Annotated in this window: 13 protein-coding genes; 1 reads left to right on the forward strand and 12 read right to left on the reverse strand. The window is 43.0% G+C overall.

The genetic code is table 11. The features are described from left to right. Positions 1-14 precede the first annotated feature (14 nt). Positions 15-6,218: an Ig-like domain-containing protein gene (locus ACSSS3_RS02860; RefSeq protein WP_442846374.1), complete on the reverse strand. Its 6,204-nt coding sequence runs from the start codon at positions 6,216-6,218 to the stop codon at positions 15-17. Between the two features lie 441 nt (positions 6,219-6,659). Beyond that, positions 6,660-7,922 carry an NAD(P)/FAD-dependent oxidoreductase gene (locus ACSSS3_RS02865; RefSeq protein WP_442846375.1) on the reverse strand — a complete coding sequence of 421 codons (1,263 nt, stop codon included), beginning with the start codon at positions 7,920-7,922 and terminating at the stop codon, positions 6,660-6,662. Positions 7,923-8,247: 325 nt separating this feature from the next. On the opposite strand from ACSSS3_RS02865, the gene fbp reads away from it, so the two are divergent. Further along, positions 8,248-9,255 carry a class 1 fructose-bisphosphatase gene (gene fbp, locus ACSSS3_RS02870; RefSeq protein ID WP_442846376.1) on the forward strand — a complete coding sequence of 336 codons (1,008 nt, stop codon included), beginning with the start codon at positions 8,248-8,250 and terminating at the stop codon, positions 9,253-9,255. Between the two features lie 320 nt (positions 9,256-9,575). Here the strand turns inward: fbp and ACSSS3_RS02875 are convergent, their stop codons facing one another. From ACSSS3_RS02875 to ACSSS3_RS02920, 10 genes are all read right to left on the reverse strand, one after another. Beyond that, the gene (locus ACSSS3_RS02875) at positions 9,576-10,457 is read right to left on the reverse strand and encodes an ABC transporter ATP-binding protein (protein ID WP_442846377.1); all 882 of its coding nucleotides are present in this window, start codon (positions 10,455-10,457) and stop codon (positions 9,576-9,578) included. Next, complete coding sequence (modB, locus tag ACSSS3_RS02880; protein WP_442846378.1) at positions 10,454-11,125, reverse strand: molybdate ABC transporter permease subunit; 672 nt, start codon at positions 11,123-11,125, stop codon at positions 10,454-10,456. Before modB ends, ACSSS3_RS02875 begins: the two co-directional genes overlap by 4 nt. Next, positions 11,122-11,490: a TOBE domain-containing protein gene (locus ACSSS3_RS02885; protein ID WP_442846379.1), complete on the reverse strand. Its 369-nt coding sequence runs from the start codon at positions 11,488-11,490 to the stop codon at positions 11,122-11,124. Before ACSSS3_RS02885 ends, modB begins: the two co-directional genes overlap by 4 nt. Before the next feature lie 28 nt (positions 11,491-11,518). Further along, a complete protein-coding gene (gene modA, locus ACSSS3_RS02890) occupies positions 11,519-12,301 on the reverse strand; it encodes a molybdate ABC transporter substrate-binding protein (RefSeq protein WP_442846380.1) in 783 nt (260 codons plus the stop codon). Positions 12,302-12,326: 25 nt separating this feature from the next. Beyond that, a complete protein-coding gene (locus ACSSS3_RS02895; RefSeq protein WP_442846381.1) occupies positions 12,327-12,737 on the reverse strand; it encodes a VOC family protein in 411 nt (136 codons plus the stop codon). 125 nt (positions 12,738-12,862) lie between these two features. Beyond that, positions 12,863-13,570 (reverse strand): DsbA family oxidoreductase, encoded by a 708-nt coding sequence (locus ACSSS3_RS02900; protein ID WP_442846382.1) that lies wholly within the window; start codon positions 13,568-13,570, stop codon positions 12,863-12,865. A gap of 116 nt (positions 13,571-13,686) precedes the next feature. Further along, the gene (locus ACSSS3_RS02905) at positions 13,687-14,040 is read right to left on the reverse strand and encodes a cupin domain-containing protein (RefSeq protein ID WP_442846383.1); all 354 of its coding nucleotides are present in this window, start codon (positions 14,038-14,040) and stop codon (positions 13,687-13,689) included. A gap of 22 nt (positions 14,041-14,062) precedes the next feature. Continuing rightward, on the reverse strand, positions 14,063-14,878 hold the full coding sequence (locus ACSSS3_RS02910; RefSeq protein ID WP_442846384.1) for an SDR family oxidoreductase: 816 nt from the start codon (positions 14,876-14,878) through the stop codon (positions 14,063-14,065). Between the two features lie 137 nt (positions 14,879-15,015). Beyond that, positions 15,016-16,698, reverse strand: a complete 1,683-nt coding sequence (locus ACSSS3_RS02915; protein ID WP_442846385.1) for a DUF5123 domain-containing protein — start codon at positions 16,696-16,698, stop codon at positions 15,016-15,018. A 20-nt stretch (positions 16,699-16,718) separates the two neighbouring features. Further along, positions 16,719-18,548 (reverse strand): RagB/SusD family nutrient uptake outer membrane protein, encoded by a 1,830-nt coding sequence (locus ACSSS3_RS02920; RefSeq protein ID WP_442846386.1) that lies wholly within the window; start codon positions 18,546-18,548, stop codon positions 16,719-16,721. Positions 18,549-18,552 lie beyond the last annotated feature (4 nt).

An 18,552-nucleotide genomic window follows, 5' to 3' on the forward strand; every position in this document is an offset into this window, starting at 1 on the left:
TCGCTTTTGAAGTTTTAGTTTGCCAGATATAACCAGCCTTTGAGTGTACGTCCTCCGTTTATTTCCAGTACATAATAATAGGTTCCACTAGGAAGACCTTTTGATGTATTGAAACCGGTGGTTACGTTGGCAATACCATCCCAATCATTCTTATAGTTTACACTTGAGAAAACTTTTTGCCCTACACGATTAAAAACCATCAGGGTATTTTCAGGATACTGCTCAAGACAGCGTATTTTAAACAGATCATTTATACCGTCTCCATTTGGTGAAAACTCGTTGAACACCATCAGACAATCGGGATTAAGATCAACCTCAGCCCTGTTGTTCCCCAAGTCCAAATCCATGGGATAGGAGTTTATGATAATCGCTTGATTGAGATAATTTTCGCCATCTTTTACGCGTGCTGAAACCATCAAGACTGCACTGTCGTTTGCTGCAAGTTCTGGTATTAGCCAAATTCCGGTAGATGAGTTATAGGTTCCTATTGAAGTTTGGAAACTCACCAACTCCAGATCTGACGGAAGCTTGTCTTCAACCTCTATAAGACTGGTACTAACAGAACCACTATTCTCAACAGTCACGGTATAAACCACGACCTCTCCTATTGCAGGCATATCATTATCTACGGTTTTGGAAATTGTTAAGTCTGAACAGGCCACTGGAGTAACTTCTACAGAAGCAGCAGTATTAAGAATACAACCTGTATTAGCCTCATAACTTACCGAAACGCTTTCAATACCCGGAATATCCCAAATCACGACCACAAAATTATCTGTGGCTGAACCTCCCGAAATCACATTACCTGATGCAGATACCTGCCAATTGTAGTTAGTCATACCTGACTGCGTTGTATAGGTAACTTCTGCCCCCAGACAGGGAGTATTTACCGAAGCACTAATTGTTGGAGTAACCGGATTAGTTAGTGTAACTGTGACTGCGAAGCGAGCATCAAACTCAGCTCCCAATACGACCAAAGCGGCATAATAAATTTTTCCATCTTCCAGCAGGGTATTGTCTGCAAGCACATTACCTCCTGTTGCTGCATCATACCAGATTACGGTATCCTGATCGAGTTCCAAATCTGCCACCACAGCCGCTTCGCTAATACAGAAAGCCTGTTGCGGGTTTCCGGTTGCAATTGCAGATTGAATCGTGAGTTCGTTTGTAGTAACATCAGAACTGGAATTTCCAAAATCATCAGTCGCTGTAGCCATCACATCATATGTACCATCAGCAAGAGTACTCGGGATTGTCAGCGTCCAGGTATTATCGCCGTTGTCAACCAGATTTCCATCACCTTCGGTATAGGTTACTCCATCAACCACCACAACCAAATCATCTGCAGAATCAGCAGTTCCGGTAATCGTTGGAGTATTGTCATTCGTTACCAAAGGATCTACCGTCGGAACTGTAGGTGGCGTGGTGTCAATCGTAAGTTCATCAACTGTAGCATCGGTCGAAGCATTCCCGGCAGCATCGGTAGCCGTTGCCATTACATCATAAGTACCATCTGATAACGGACTCGGGATTGTCAGCGTCCAGGTATTATCGCCGTTGTCAACCAGATTTCCATCACCCTCGGTATAGGTCACTCCGGCTACAACCACCACCAAATCATCTGCTGAATCAGCGGTTCCGGTGATTGTCGGTGTATTATCGTTTGTTACCAAAGGATCTACCGTTGGAATTGTGGGTGACGTTGTATCAATGGTGAGTTCATCAATTGTAGTATCGGTCGAAGCATTCCCTGCAGCATCAGTGGCTGTAGCCATCACATCATAAGTACCATCTGGAAGCGGAGTTGGAATAGTCAGCGACCAGGTGTTATCGCCGTTGTCAACCAGATTTCCATCACCCTCGGTATAGGTCACTCCGGCTACAACCACTACCAAATCATCAGCAGAATCAGCAGTTCCGGTAATGGTCGGAGTGTTGTCATTGGTTACCAAAACATCCACCGTTGGAATGGTAGGTGGAGTGGTGTCAATCGTAAGTTCATCAATAGTAGCATCGGTCGAAGCATTCCCGGCAGCATCGGTAGCCGTTGCCATTACATCATAAGTGCCATCTGGAAGCGGAGTTGGAATAGTCAGCGACCAGGTGTTATCGCCGTTATCAACCAGGTTTCCGTCACCTTCAGTGTAGGTTACTCCGGCTACAACCACTATTAAATCATCAGCAGAATCAGCAGTTCCGGTAATCGTTGGAGTGTTGTCATTCGTCAACAAAGGATCTACCGTTGGAATTGTAGGTGCCGTGGTGTCAATCGTAAGTTCATCAATTGTAGCATCGGTCGAAGCATTGCCGGCAGCATCGGTAACTGTAGCCACTACATCGTATGCGCCATCTGCAAGCGGACTCGGGATTGTCAGCGTCCAGGTATAATCGCCGTTGTCAACTAAATTTCCGTCACCTTCAGTGTATGTTACTCCGGCTACAACCACTACCAAATCGTCAGCAGAATCAGCAGTTCCGGTAATGGTCGGGGTATTGTCATTCGTCAACAAAGGATCTACCGTTGGAATTGTAGGTGCCGTGGTGTCAATCGTAAGTTCATCAATTGTAGCATCGGTCGAAGCATTGCCGGCAGCATCGGTAACTGTAGCCACTACATCGTATGCGCCATCTGCAAGCGGACTCGGGATTGTCAGCGTCCAGGTATAATCGCCGTTGTCAACTAAATTTCCGTCACCTTCAGTGTATGTTACTCCGGCTACAACCACTACCAAATCGTCAGCAGAATCAGCAGTTCCGGTAATGGTCGGGGTATTGTCATTCGTCACCAACGGATCTACCGTTGGAATGGTAGGTACCGTAGTGTCAATGGTGAGTTCATTAAAAGTCTCATCCATACTGGTATTCCCCACCGCATCGGTAGATATGGCAATCACGTCATAAACCCGATCTGCAAGCGGAATAGGTATATTCAACGTCCAGGTATTATCACCGTTATCGATGAGATTCCCATCTCCTTTAGCATACGAAATACCACCAACGATAATGGTCAAATTGGCTCCTGAATCTGCAGTACCTGTTAGCACAGGAGTATTATCGCTGGTTACCAGAAAATCTACTGTGGGTATTACAGGTGCTGTGGTATCAATCGTAAGTTCATCAACAGTCGTATCAACCGAAGCGTTACCGGCGGCATCGGTCGCAGTAGCCATCACATCGTAAGCACCATCGGCAAGGGGACTCGGGATTGTTAATGTCCAGGTGTTATTACCGTTGTCAACCAGGTTTCCGTCCCCTTCAATATAGGTCGTTCCATCAACGCTCACCGTTAGATTATCTATGGAATCAGCAGTACCGGTAACAATCGGTGTGCTGTCGTTTGTAGTCAGGAAATTTACTGTAGGAACAGTGGGCGGCGCAAGATCAATTACAAGTTCATCGGTAGTGGGATCTGTTGCCGAAAGTGCACCCTGAGTAGCAGTTGCAGTTACTTCATAGGTTCCTTCTGCTAAAACAACCGGAATAACCAGAGTCCAGGTATCGTCTCCATTATCCGTGAGATTTCCATCCCCTTCAGCATAGGTCACACCTGCTACATTTACCGTAAGATTATCTACAGAATCAGCCGTACCATTGAGTGTAGGGCTCGTATTTGTCGTAATCAAAGGGGTAACCTGAGGTGTAGTGGGCAAACTGGTGTTGATCGTCAGCTCATCAACAGTGGCATCGGTACTTATATTTCCGGCGGCATCGGTGGCTTCAACTGCAACATCATAAACTCCGTCTGTAAGTACATTTCCGGCAGGAATGGTCAATGTCCAGGTATTGTTTCCATTATCTACCAGATTTCCGTCCCCTTCATCATAGGTTATTCCATTTACGGTAACCGAAATCTTATCCATAGAATCAGCCGTACCAGTAATTACAGGCGTAGTATCGCTGGTTTGCTGCGTATTTACAGTAGGAACCGTTGGCGCTAACGTATCAATTGTTAATTCGTCAAGCGTAACATCTATCGAAGTATTACCGGCTACATCAGCAGCCGTGGCGATTACATCATAGATTCCATCAGCAAGAGGATTTGGAACGTTTAGCGTCCAGGTATTATCTCCGTTATCAATAAGATTTCCATCTCCTTCGGCATAGACTACACCGTCAACACTTACGCTTAAGTTATCTATAGAATCAGCAGCACCCGTAAGTGTCGGAGTGTTGTCATTGGTTACCAAAAAGTCAACCGTTGGAACCGCGGGGGGCGTATCATCAATGGTATAGTTTACAGCAGTTTGTACTGTTGTTTCACAAAGCAGTAAATTTTGAGAAGTAACCGCAGCTTCAATCGTCAAGTCATCATCTGCCAATAATTGAGCTCCGGGAACGTCTACCGTAAAGGTCAAACCTGAGGCGACAGTTGTATTAAAAGCAAAGGTATTTACGGTCACCTGTACCGGATCTCCTATCTGCGCATCGCCTCCTACACTACCCCTAATAGAAACAGTAGAATTAATTTCTGCAGTATTTAGAATATTGTCTGTTGTAACCGGATCCAGAGCAATGGTAGGCTGCGGACCTCCGTCAAGCGTCACTTCAACCAATTTTAGATCTCCCGGGGCATTTTCACAACCTGTTACCGCATCAACCAAACTTACATAAACCCTAAACGGATTGTCTGCTTCAGTTAGACCTTCCACTTCCAGCTCACCGGCCGCATTGATGGTATAGGTAAGATTTCCCTGTACCAAACCATTAGTGATGGCTACGGAGCCGGAAGAATCCAGATAGTAGTTAAAACTGCCGTTGAGGGTTGTGGTGGGAACAATGTTTAAAATTTCGGGAATACAAATGGGTAAGTCGAAGCCCAAAACCGTAATATCTCCCGACTCGGGTAACGGATTGACCGATACATTCACTGCTAATCTACCCGATTCTTCGGTGCAGCCCGCCACAAATGAAGCAACATAAAAAGTAGTGTCTGTACTGAGTGGCGCTGTTACAAAAGCGTCTCCACTTGCAACACTAGCAAGCAGGTTTCCGCCTACAGGGCTATCGTACCAGCGCATTTGAGCACCGGCAGATGCTGAAGTAGCAATCAAACTGGCAGTATCTCCTGCACACACCTCCAGATTTTGAGAAGCTGCATCGATAATTGGAATCGCAGGTGTAAGTGCCACATCAAAAAGGTCGAGACGCTGAAAAGCATTAACGCCCAGTAACGAACTGTATCTTACCACGATGCGATCTGCAGGTCCCGCAACTTCAAAAGGAACCTGCGTCACCGCACCGCTCTGCAATATTCCCAGCAAATCAAGGTTTAATAGGGATGCCAGATTTGAAGAACTAATTAATGCAGTGCCATTATAAGCTTCAAACTGAATATTATTTAAAACGCCTAATGCAATTAATGTGGGATCTACTCTAAGACTAATCTTAAAATCCTCATCAGGCTGAGAGACTCTGTCAAAATAGATAATTTGTTCAATAGACGCAGCGACGTCAATAACCCCAAGACTTAGTTCAGAGAATGTAGTTGCATCATTATCAATAGCGCACTCGGGGTTTTGCACTCCCGCATCCCCTATCTGCAAAATGTCTAGACTTAGGCCATCACCATCAAAAGAAGTGAAGGCCGGGTCATTGCATTGTAAAGTTCCCGTAGCATAATAGCCTCCAAACACGTCAAGAGTTCTGGTATTGTTTAAGCCGATTAAGCTGCCCAGACGGTTGGCTATGTAAATACGGTTATAAGCCTGATCAGGTGTAATAGCAATATAATATTCACCAACAGTATCTGTTACCAGTCGAACTCGTGCATTGTCAAATGTATTAGAATCTACAGAATCTGCCTGTAAAATTGTTATATTCCCATTTCTGGCCTCAACCAAAATCTCCTGATTTCCAACCAATGCGATGCCTAAAACATCTGACAGAAGATTTCCAAGACCACCGGAAAGCAGGAGCCTGAGGATATCATCTTCGGTTTGAATTTTAAGGTAGGTGGTTGTATTTGCGGGTATAGTGCTTGTATAGCCCAGTTCAAGAAAGCCCGTGTAAGCTCCAATACCCAGAGCTAACCCGGAATTAGACTCAATTTGAGCCCGCGTACCTAAGTTTTCATCTATGGCTAAAGCCGAATTGCTCACGTGATCTTCATCAATTACCTGAGTGGCGTAAACATCTGCCTGTGCGTAAGTGGTTAACCAAAAAACCGGAAGTAGAATATACCCCAGCCCCAATAAGATTGTGCGTAGTTTTAGATTCATAAAGTGAATTTTGAAATTAAACAGACCTTAAAACCAAAACCTATTGTAACCCAATAGAATTGCCTTCAAAATCCTGATGCAGAAATACATTTCTGATCAAAATCTTAACTCAACCAAAGCCTAGGAGCTCTTTGAACCGAGTGAACGTTTTTGGAGAATAGCTGTGAATGGGCATTCACTTCGAGAAACAAAAATAAACGCAGTAATCTTTAAAATGCAAATTTTAGACGACTAAACGCAAATTAAACCGTTTTAGTTGATGGTTTTTGCAATTTCTTACAAGTAGATAAATAATGAATAATAAATGTAAAAACATCACTTTAAATGAATATTTACAAGTAAATAATCCTATTTTTTAAGAATAAATTGATTATGAGGAATAAAAATAGTAAATACCTCACAAAAGGAGCTTTACAAATACGTAGGTTATTTCTTATTAAATTATCGTTTATTTTTAGGCCTAATAATTAATCGTAAATCCTGATTTTTTGTGAAGTATTCTATAGACCAATTGTAGAACGTGCGAACCCGGTTTCTATAGTCGATTAAAGCAAAAAGATGTACAAACACCCAAATAAACCAGGCCAAAAATCCATTAAAATGAATCGTGTCAGGCAGGTCTGCAACGGCCTTATTGCTGCCTATTATGGCCATTGAACCTTTATCGGTATAAACAAAAGCCTGTAAAGCCTTCCCTTCTGCAGCCCGTTTAAAATTCTTTGCCAGAGCAGTCCCCTGTTGCATAGCAACCTGAGCCAATTGGGGATGCCCTTCCGGGAAATTAGCGTCTGAAGTCATAATACTTGCATCACCAATTGCATAAATATCCTTAAGATTAAGTACCTCATTGCTGGCATTTACAGCAAGACGATTCCCCCGCTGATAGCATTCTTCCGGGATTCCTTTAAAAGGATAACCGGTCACACCGGTCGCCCAAATCAGGTTTTTACTGTAAATGTGGGAACCGTCTTTCATCATGACTTTTTCGCCGTCGAAATCCACAACCCGGGTATTAAGCAAAACCTCAACTCCCATTTCCTGAAGCTTTTTCAGCGTATATTCCTGACTTTTTGCACTCATTGGGGACAACAACTCATTGCCGCCATTAACCAGATAAATACGCGAACCACTTCCTGCAAGCTCCGGAAATTCTTTACGAATGGTGTTGTTTCGCAGTTCAGCAAAAACCCCGCTTATTTCAACCCCAGTTGGCCCTCCGCCTGCGATAACCATATTCAGATACGGCAGGCGCATAGACTTATCGTTAATTCGTGTAGCCTCCTCCAGACGTTGCAGTAAAATATTGCGCATATCAAGGGCATCCTCAAGGGTTTTCATTGGGATGGCGTACTTCTGGCAATTGTCAAGTCCAAAAAAATTAGTTTGAGTACCGGTGGCTAAAACCAAAAAATCATACTCCAGTTCTCCGGTATCTAAAACCAGTCGCTTCTCTTCCGGTTTAATTTCCTGAAGGCTGCCCATATGAAACCGAAAATTTTCCTGATCTCTGAATAGATTACGAAAAGGGAACGTAATGCTCGAAGGATCTAAAAATCCTGTAGATACCTGATACAGCAAAGGCGGGAAAAAATTGTAATTATTCTTATCTACCAGGGTGATTCGGTAATTTGCAGAATTCCCGATCTTTCTTACCAGATTCACACCGGCAAATCCGCCACCTATAACTACAATGTGTTTTTTCATATCGCTGCTGTTCGTATTTCGAAATTACCGGTTTTTACGCAGATGCACCGCTTTTTAGGTCTTTTTTAAGCTGAAATAAAACCGAAAACGTAATAGTAATTCAATGAGATTCAACAGCTTAATTTTTTAATTTCAAAACTGAAATTTATTGCTAAAAAGAAATCGTCTTTTAGCACTGTTTTGAGATGTTTGAAGTATTTTTACCTTCGAAATAATTTAAACTATTCGTATTTTAATCAAAACGAAAACGATTTCGATTTAAATTATCTGTACCACTAGTTTAAAATAAGCCTTAATTCTTCAACAAAACAACTGACACTCATTTATGGAAAGACACACCACTCTTGGCGAATTTATCATTAAAAACCAACAGGATTTTCCCTATGCAAAAGGTGAACTCACCTCTCTTTTAAGCGCCATACGTCTTGCCGGTAAAATGGTAAATCAGGAGATTAATAAGGCGGGGCTGGCCGAAATACGCGGGAAAGCCGGAAAAGAAAATGTGCAGGGAGAAGTGCAGGCTAAACTGGATGTTCTCGCCAATGATATGTTCATCAGTACACTAAGGGATCGTGGCGACATCTGCGGTTTAGCTTCCGAAGAATTAGAAGATTTTCTGGTCTTTAATGAAGATCGCCATAAAAATGCAAATTATGTGGTGCTTATAGATCCGCTTGACGGTTCTTCCAATATTGATGTGGGCATCACGGTAGGAACTATTTTTAGCGTTTACCGGCGTTTGAGTCCGCTGGGGACTCCCGTTACTGAGGAAGATTTCCTGCAACCGGGAACCAGCCAGGTAGCTGCCGGATACTTGATCTACGGAACCTCAACGATGCTGGTCTACACTACGGGTAGCGGCACACACGGATTTACCTTCGACCCCGGGATTGGCTCGTTCTTTTTATCGCATCCTGATATGATGTACCCGCAATCAGGGCGCACCTACTCCATTAACGAAGGGAATTACGTGCACTTCCCTAGCGGAATTAAAAAATTCATTAAGTGGGTTCAGGAACTTGATGAAGAAGAAAACAGACCTTTCTCTGCTCGCTATTGTGGTTCAATGGTAGCTGATTTTCACAGAAACATGATTCAGGGCGGTGTGTTTTTATATCCCGAAGGAACCAAATCTCCTAACGGAAAGCTGCGCTTGCTTTACGAATGCAACCCGATGGCCTTTTTGGCAGAACAAGCCGGTGGAAAATGTTCTGACGGCTACGGAAGAATTATGGAACGTCAACCCAAAGAACTGCACGAGCGCGCCCCGTTTTATTGCGGCTGCAAGACCGAAGTTGATAAAATAGAATGGTTTTTACAGCAGGAAAACTAGTTTAATGCTGAGTTCTGAATTCAGAGTTCTGAATTTCTTATTTCTTATTTCTTTAGATGTAAAAAAGGTTTAATCGTGGAAGCGTTTAATCGTTAAATCGTTTTTCTTTTGATCCGCATTGTATCTCTTACTCGCTGAAAACTGAAAACTGAGACTGCATACTGTTGAAAATCGTGGAAAAGTTTAATCGTGGAATCTTTTTCTTTTAATACGCGTTTTACCTCTTCTTCACTGCATACTTACAACTGAGACTACATACTGTTAAGAATCGACTAGGCGTTTGCAGTAACCTTAAACTTTAAATCTTGAATCTTGAATTTCTATCCGTTTTCCAGTTTATAGACTAACGGATTGAAAGCCTTACTCACCACCAGAACATGATCGCCGGGCTGAAGCTTTTCGGCTTCCTCGTGACTTACGACCACTTTTACAACCTGTGTGTGAATCAGAATAGAGAGAACACTTACAATCTCCTCCTGTTCAAGTTTTAAAACTTCGCCGGTAAACTTAAATTTTCCGCTGATGCTTTGACCTGTAAATAAAGTTTCCGGCTTGCCGTGAGCAATTATCTTACCGGCTTCCAAATGATACACATAATCGGAGAGTTTTACGATTTCGCCCACATCGTGAGAAATGAGTATCGTTGTCAATTTAAACTCCTCGTGAATGCGCTTCAGATACCCCTGCAATTTATGTCGAATACCCGCATCAAGCGCGGCCAGAGGCTCGTCAAGCAGTAAGATTTCCGGTTTTTGAACCACCGCACGGGCAAGAGCCACACGTTGTTTTTGTCCGCCACTAAGGCTTTCGGGTTTGCGGTGCTGCAAATCTCCGAGTTCCATCAATTCCAGTAACTGGTTGACTAAAGTTTGCGAGGTACTTTTCGCCTTTGCGAAATTCAGATTTTCTAAAACCGTCATATGCGGAAACAAGGCGTAATCCTGAAAAACATAGCCTACTCCACGCTTCCGGACACTTCGGCTTGTTCCATTTTCAGCATCAAACCACACCGCTCCCCCAACGCTCAACTTCCCGGAATCAGGCTGCATCAAACCCGCGATCATGCGTAAAGTCGAGGTTTTTCCGGCACCAGACGGGCCGTAAAGCGTCACAAACTGACCTTTAGCAATCTCCAGATTGAGATCGAGCTGCATCACTCCGTTTGCGCCTTGCAAAGATTTTTTGAGATTGATCTGTATCATTTCCAAAAGCCCTTAAGATATTTACCATTCACCAGATACACTATCAATAAAATACAAAAGGTGATTGCGAAAAGTACCAGTGAGTAGGCATTTGCAGCATCGTAATTAAGCGCTTCAACCTCATCATAAATCGCTATCGAAGCCACTTTGGTCTTTCCGGGAATGTTGCCGCCTATCATCAAAACCACCCCAAATTCGCCCACCGTATGCGCAAACGAAAGCACGATACCCGTGAGTAATGCAGGTTTAATTTGCGGCAGTTGCACACGCAGCAAGGTCTCCCATTTTGATTTGCCCATTACGTAGGAAGCTTCGGTGATTGATTTTGAGATTCCGCTTAAACCCGCCTGAATAGGATGCACCATAAACGGTAAACTGTAAATAATCGATGCGACCACCAGCCCGGGAAAGGAAAAAATAAGTTTGATACCCAGCCACTCACTCAGCCAGCTTCCAAAGGCATTATTCGGACTAAAAGCGACTAAAAAATAGAAGCCTAAAACCGTGGGCGGCAGCACCAAAGGCATACTCACCAACGCTTCTACAACCGGCTTGATGCGCGAGGTCGAACGGCTTAATTTAAAAGCTATAGGTATCGCGATTACAAATAAAATGAGCGTGGTGACGAGCGCCAGTTTAAAGGTGAGTAAAAGCGGTTCCCAATTCATAAGGCGCGCAGCATTACTTCATTCAACTTAATCATAGCGGTCACTTCCTGACCCAATTCTAGATTTAGATTGTCTACAGCATTGCTGCTTATGATGGCACTGATGCTTCCGTTGGTAGTTTCAAGCTTTAGTTTAGACAGCAATTTTCCCTGCTCCAGTTGAGCAATTGTTGCGGGTATTTGATTTTGAAGACTAATTTGAAACTGAGTTCCGGTACCGATAATCACTTCAGTCTCTTTAAAAACCACAGCTACGGCGGTTTCGGGTTTGAGACACGATGCGCTTTGCGGGGTGTCGATCACGATGGCTTTAAACAGCTGTCCGTTTTGGAGTTCAACGCCCACAAGACTGAGATTGCCGCTCACTTCAACCTTTTTTATATGCCCCCGGAGTTCATTCATCTACCGAATATCCAAAATCTTTCAGGATTTTCTGCGCTTCGGGCGAAAAAAGATAGGTATAAAAGGCGCGGGCTGCTTCGGTATTGCCCTTTTCACGCTTGATGACAACCGCTGCCTGAGCGATGGGTTCGTACAGGCTTTCATCCAAAAGCAGGTATTTCCCCTGAGCATTTTGAGCTTCACTTTTCACCACAGCGAGCGCGGTAAAGCCCATTTCGGCTGCGCCGGAAGTAATAAACTGATTGGTCTGCGCGATGCTTTCGCCGTAAACCAGTTTAGGTTCAACCTGCTCGTAAATTCCACTGCGTTTTAAGACCGAAACAGCCGCACTGCCGTAAGGTGCCGTCTGCGGGTTGGCCAAAGCAATATGCTGAACAGAATCGGTTATCAGGGTCGAAAGCACAGGTGTTTTATCTGCCTTATAAGACCACAATACCAGTTTGCCGAAAGCGTAAATTTTTGGTTTATCTATTGCGAAACCGGCTTCGTAAACCGCTTGCGGATAAGCCATATCTGCCGAAACAAACACATCGTAAGGCGCGCCTTCTTTGATCTGAGCGGTGAGTTTACCCGATGAACTGATAACCAGATCACTTACGATCCCCGTTCGGGCTTCGAAATCTGCAGCAAGGGCTTTCATCGCAAACTGCATATTGGCAGCCGTGGCCAACCTTAAAGTTTGATCCTTTGATTTTTTTGCGCAGGCGGAAAGCAACAGCACTGCAAGAACAGCCGCAATAGGAAACGTAATACATTTACAAGGAACAGATTTCATCCGGAAGGTTTTCGCCTAAAGAAAACTAGAGAATCTGATTAAATTCTAACCGTTCCCCATCGGGTCCCGCAATGTTGAAATACTTGCAGCCTTTGTTCCAAAAATTGAGAAAAACCGGAGCATCTTCCTGTATCTCATAACCCGCAGTCTGAAGCTCCTGAAAAACCGCTTCCACATCGTCCACATCAAAAGCAATGTGATCAATATGACCGTGTGATCTGCTGCGGATCTCTTCCAGATCTTTGGCGGGAAACTCGTAAAGCTCCATAATCACGTCACCACTTTGCATCATCACGACATTTCCCTTTTCATCATTATGGTCAAACTGGGCACGCATGGCTTCTGTAAACCCGAGTTTGCTGTAAAAGGCAACCGAAGTTTTGAGATCGGTAACCGGAATGCCTACGTGTTGTATTTTGGAAATTTTGAAATTCATAGATTTAAAAATTGAGTTCACAAATTAGGATTTTTGAACAAGATTTCGATCCACGAATGATCCCATCTTGAAAACAAAAAACTCCTGAAACACATTTCAGGAGTTTTATCATTTAAAAAATGCTATTAATCACAGTTACCATCCACATCACAGCTTGTGCCCTGCAGGACTTCAAGCTCCGGATGGTCCTGCCTGGCATACCACTCGCTGTAGGATTTTTGAAGTACGTTTAAAAATTGCTCTTCGGGCTGCGCTCCGGAAACGGCATATTTACGGTCAAAAACAAAAAACGGAACACCGTTCACGCCAATTTTTCTAGCCTCAACAATATCCTGTTCAATATGTGCTGCAAACTGACTTTCGTTCAATTCACTCTCTATCGCATCCTTTTCAAGGCCTACTTCCTGCCCCAACTCAACCAGGGTTTCGACATCGTCTATGTTCCGGCCCTCTATAAAATACGCTTTTAGGAGACGCTCTTTCATAGCATCCTGAAGCCCAATCTGCCCGGCCAGATGAATAAGTTGATGCCCTCTGTGGGTATTGGCCACTACGATCTTATCGTAATCATAGTCAAGGCCGGTTTCTTTAGCAAAATCAGTAACGCGCGCAATGGCCTGTTTAGCCTGTGCTTCACTCATTCCTTTATGCTTTTGTAAAAAATCTACACTGTGAATAGAGGTATCTGTCTTTAGACCGGGAGCCAGGTCAAAACTCTTCCAGATTACTTCGATGTTATTGCGTTGCGAAAACTGCTCAAGTGCATTATCAAACCTACGCTTGCCGATATAGCAAAACGGACACATGATATCACTCCAGATTTCGACTTTCATTTTTTCAATTTTCATCATCTTTAATTCAAAAGTTCAGTGAATTCGTCGGTATTTGACCTCATCACTAACACCGAGTCCGGTATTTAATTAGCCCTAAAAATCAGCTTAAAACTGTTTTAATCCTGCTTTAAAAAATCTTCCCGCGCAGGATTAAAGGAATCTATTAATATGCCGGGCTCGATACATTCTGCTCCGTGAAGAGCGTTTGGCGGCACAAAAAAACCATCCCCGGCTTCTAAAATTTTGCTCCTCCCGCTTATCGTGATCTTAAATTTCCCGGAAACCACGTAGGAACCCTGAGAGTGTATGTGAGCGTAAAGAGTTCCCACCGCTCCTTTTTCAAATTTAACACTCACGAGCATAAGATCGTTATTGTGTGCGATAATCTGGCGTGTGATCCCGGGATCTGCGTGCTCCCAATTTGCATTTTGAGATTTGAAAAACGAGTCGCTTTCTTTTACTTTCTCCATAAATATCTATTACGGCATTAGGTTATACCCCCGAAAAAGCTTTAAAACCACCGTCTACCGTAACCACAGTACCGGTTACGAAATTAGCGGCATCGCTACACAACCAGTGAATGGCACCGTGCAAATCTTCGGGGTTACCAAATTTACCCAAAGGGGTATGGGTAATAATCGTCTCGCCACGTGCAGTAAGACTGCCGTCTGGGTTGGTAAGCAATTCGCGGTTTTGCTCAGTTAGGAAAAAGCCCGGAGCCAAAGCATTGACGCGAATGGGTCTTTTCATTTTTTGAGCGAATTCTACCGCCAGATATTGTGTGAGGTTTTCAATCGCTGATTTCGCCGAAGAATACCCCATAACCCGCGTAAGCGGCAGGTGCGCCGATACTGACGAAATATTTAGAATACTGGGATTTTTTGATTTCTCAAGAAGCGGCAGAAATACCTGAATGGGTAAAAAGCTACCTATGTAATTCAGATCAATCACCTTGCGCATCGCCTCCAGATCTACATCGTGCAGGCTTTGGTCTGGTGTAATTACTGCTCCTTTCATATTACCCCCTGCTGCGTTGATGAGCACATCAATATGACCATAATGGGCATCAAGCTGTTCTTTGGCTTGTAGCAATTCTTCTTTGCTGGTAACATTGGCCAGAAGACCACTCGCCTTGTGCCCGGCTTTGTTGATACTATCAACCAGAGCATCTACTTTTGATTGGGTTCGGCCCAAAACAACTACGTGCGCCCCGGCTTCTGCAAGGGAACGGGTCATGGACTCTCCGAGTACACCGGTAGCCCCGCTTATGACAATAATTTTATGTTCTACGGAAATCAATGATTTCATATGTGTTTATTAAACGTTTAAATTACATTTTAAAATTAAGGATTATTATTTCATTAGCTTTTAAAGTCTGATAGTAATAAACCAAAAGAGCCTGAAGATTATATTCCAGGCTCTTTAAATTCAACAAATAAACAAACTTAAAGCTGTACTCTCCATCTGGGGTCACCGGTATCAAATCTGCCGGAAAAACCTCTGTCTGAAAAATTAAAATCACCATTTGCGGGATCAACCCACAGGTCTTCCTGAGTGCCGGTATAATTGCCTTCCGGTAGACCGGTTATAGGGTTACTTGTAAAGAAAAAGTTAGCTGTTGTAAAATTATTTGAAATATCAAAACTTGTATTTTCTAAGCCCTGATTAATTCCTTGAATACCGTAAACCCCAGTATTTCCTTCATCCCAACTGTGACCGAATATAGAATTTTTAATCGAAATGCCACCGGTAACATTATCGTTACCACTACCTCCACGATACCTAAAAACGAATCGACTGCCCTTAATAAAGTTCGCAAAAGTGCAACTCTCAATTTCAATAGTTTCAGAGTTATTTCGGGATTGAATACCTAGTTCAATATAATTAAAACTGCTATTTAAGAGCCTAATGTTATTAACCGTAGCCGTTTGCGGCGTACCTGGGTTTGTATCTGTAGTGAAAATCCCATAATTACCTATACTATCAACAATAGAATTTGAAATTACAAACTCGTCAACGATAATATTTGCTCTTATACGCATGACACCTCTGAAGTTTGTTAGCTTACATTTTTCAAAACTAACTTCTCCTACATTTATAGATCCTGAGCTTGGATTGAAAACGTAATGCCCTCCTATATCTGCTCCGCGCAATTCAACATTAATAAACTTAATATAGTCAATGTTTGAGACCGATGAATCTAAATTCCAGTTACTCGAACCACTGCCTGTTGAAAGAACAGCTTTTTGATCTCCAAAACCGTAGGCCGCCTGAATCGTGATCGACTTATTCAATGGGGTCGAAGGTAAATCATACGAAGACCCGTGAGCAATTAAAATAATCGAACCCGCAGGAGCAGCAAGCACGGCATTCTCTACTGCCGTAGGATCGGTCTGATCTCTTATGTCAATTACATCTGAACGCGTAGGATCAACATCTGCTTCCCGTGTAGTGTAGTTCACCCAACCTCTAAGTGTTTTTTCTGCATCACCACTGTAAATAGCAATTTGATAGGTTGTCACAGGACTTAAGCCGGTCACGATAGCTTCACCGGTTTCGGCCTCAGTACTTGTTACCGGCCTGGGAGCAAACAAAGCATTTTCCAGGCGTAAATCATTTTCTGCAAACACCCGTATTTCAGTTACATCGGCACCTAAAACTGACCAGGTTAATCGTGCTGCTATATCTGTAACGTCTGTACGAGCAGGAAGATTTAGAATGGTAGGAAAACGCTCTGTGCGGACACTTCCAAAATCTGCAATTCGGCTGTTGAATTCGGAATTACCGGATAAAGCCTGACCGCGAACCTGATACAAAGTGCTGTAAAAAAGCTCTTCTCCAATAAGATCTTTATTGATCTCCACAAAATTGGTATCTACCTGAATGGTATATTCTATGGTTTGAAATGTATCTCTACTTACTTCCAGTTGATATTGCTCGGCTCTTTTCAATTTAGCCATATTTACAATGATCGTATTTCCTTCGGCATATAAATCTTCATTTAATACCGGTCTGAATAAGCGTGTGGCCTCATCTAATTGTTCGTCATCCTCTTTACAGGCTACTAAAGCCAATAAAGCCAAGGAGAAAGCAAAAAGAAGCTTTAGATTATTTTTATAAGTTTTCATTGGTTTCTTTTTAGCGTTAATTAAAATCCGTAACCGTCGTTTTGCAGAGTTCCGCTACTGTTTTCGATTGCAATTACCGGTAATGGAAAAATATAGCGTACAATACCCGGAGCTGGACCATTGATGTAATTTTCATAGTCGCGCGTAATCCATTCTTGGTAACCGGTTCCTGAAGTAGTACTTGTTAGACTTCCTAAGAAATTTGCGCGTTCCCAGGTTTCATCTGGAGCATCTGCAACAAAGCTATCTGGGTTCAAAACGGTAAAGTTTCCGCTGTCATCACGCTTCCAAAACATATAAACCGGAAGATCTGTAGGCACTCCTGAGTTGATGTATGCATCGGCAGCATCGGCAAGATCTTTAAGTCCTTCACGGGTTTCCTCAACCTTTTCTGAGTAATTACCCCAACGTATTAACTCGTATTTACGGATCATCTCACCGCCAAACTCCCAGCCACGTTCATCAACGATTGCTTCAAAGAATGCATCCTTAGAACCGGAAACTGAAGTTATATACTGGTCAACTTTAGGCCCCCAGTCTGCCTGATCAAATGCACGCTGACGTACTCGTCTTAAAGCATCCTGAGCGACACCTGTAGGACCGTTTAATTCATTTTCTGCTTCAGCAAGCATCAATAAAACATCAGAATAGCGCATCATTGGCCAGTTTATACCAGTACCCTTTGCAGAGTTTTTGCCGGGTGGATTATCTAAGAAATGACGACTCCATTTACCCTGAGCTATATTGTATGCTGTAGGAATAAATTCTTCCTCAAATTGTTCATTGACCTGATATAGTGCGCAGGTTACATCGCGTCGCTTATCTGCAGAGTCAAAAGATAAATAATAGGTTGGCGGTATTCCCATATAATTGTTTCCGCTTCCATAGTCATGAATTGCGGTAGCGCCACCTCTTACGGTGATCCCAATATTCCAACCCACATCTCCTCCACCTACCGGGAAGGGTATTTCAAATAAAACATCGCTGTTAACCGGTGCAATAAACTTGCATTCATTTAAAAATACCTGTCTAAAATCTGAAGGCAATGAGCGGTCTTTAAGTTCTACTAATTTTTGAGAATAGTCTTTTGCTACCTGATAATATTCCAGATAATCTGAAGCACGTTCCTGCGTAAGGCTTGGAGTTAAATAATACCCTCCACGTTGAAGCGATATACGGGCTATCATTCCTAAGGTATATTCTCGGCTTACTTGCTCAATCCCATAAGGTAACTGTTCTGCCCATAACATTCCTTCTTCAACATCCCTCATAGCTTGTATTTCGGCAGCTAAAATTTCATTACGGTCTGTTTTTGGCAGGTTGAAATCTGAACCGGCTACAGGAGCTTCTATCGAATAAGGTACGTCTCCAAAATAAAAGGTAAGCATAGAGTACCAGTATGCACGTAGTGTATGTGCTTCACCCAACAGATGACGAAAGGTATTGCGCACGGAAACATCGGGAGAATCAAGGTTACCACTTGCCGTAATACCTTCAATCGCAATATTTGCATCTCGTATAGCCTTATAGGCATACTCCCATACGATATCTAAATCACGGTTACTGGACTGGGCGTTTAAATCCCAAATTTGATAGCGATCTCCAGTACTTGTCCAGCCCGATTGTCTTTCAATATCCGTATTACCGGTCATGTTGTTAGAAAGTCTGGACCGGAAGGCATCCTGATTAAAATAAGAGTAAATCGCATTAACTCCTCTTCGTGCATCGTCTACATTGCTATAAATAAATTCAATATCAAATGTAGAGATTGAGTCAGGATCTAAAAAATCATCCTGACAGCTCCAAAGCGACATGCTGAACATCGCAATAAATACATATTTAAATTTCATAGTC

The organism is Leeuwenhoekiella sp. H156 (assembly GCF_052218455.1).
Taxonomy (GTDB): Bacteria; Bacteroidota; Bacteroidia; order Flavobacteriales; family Flavobacteriaceae; genus Leeuwenhoekiella; species Leeuwenhoekiella parthenopeia.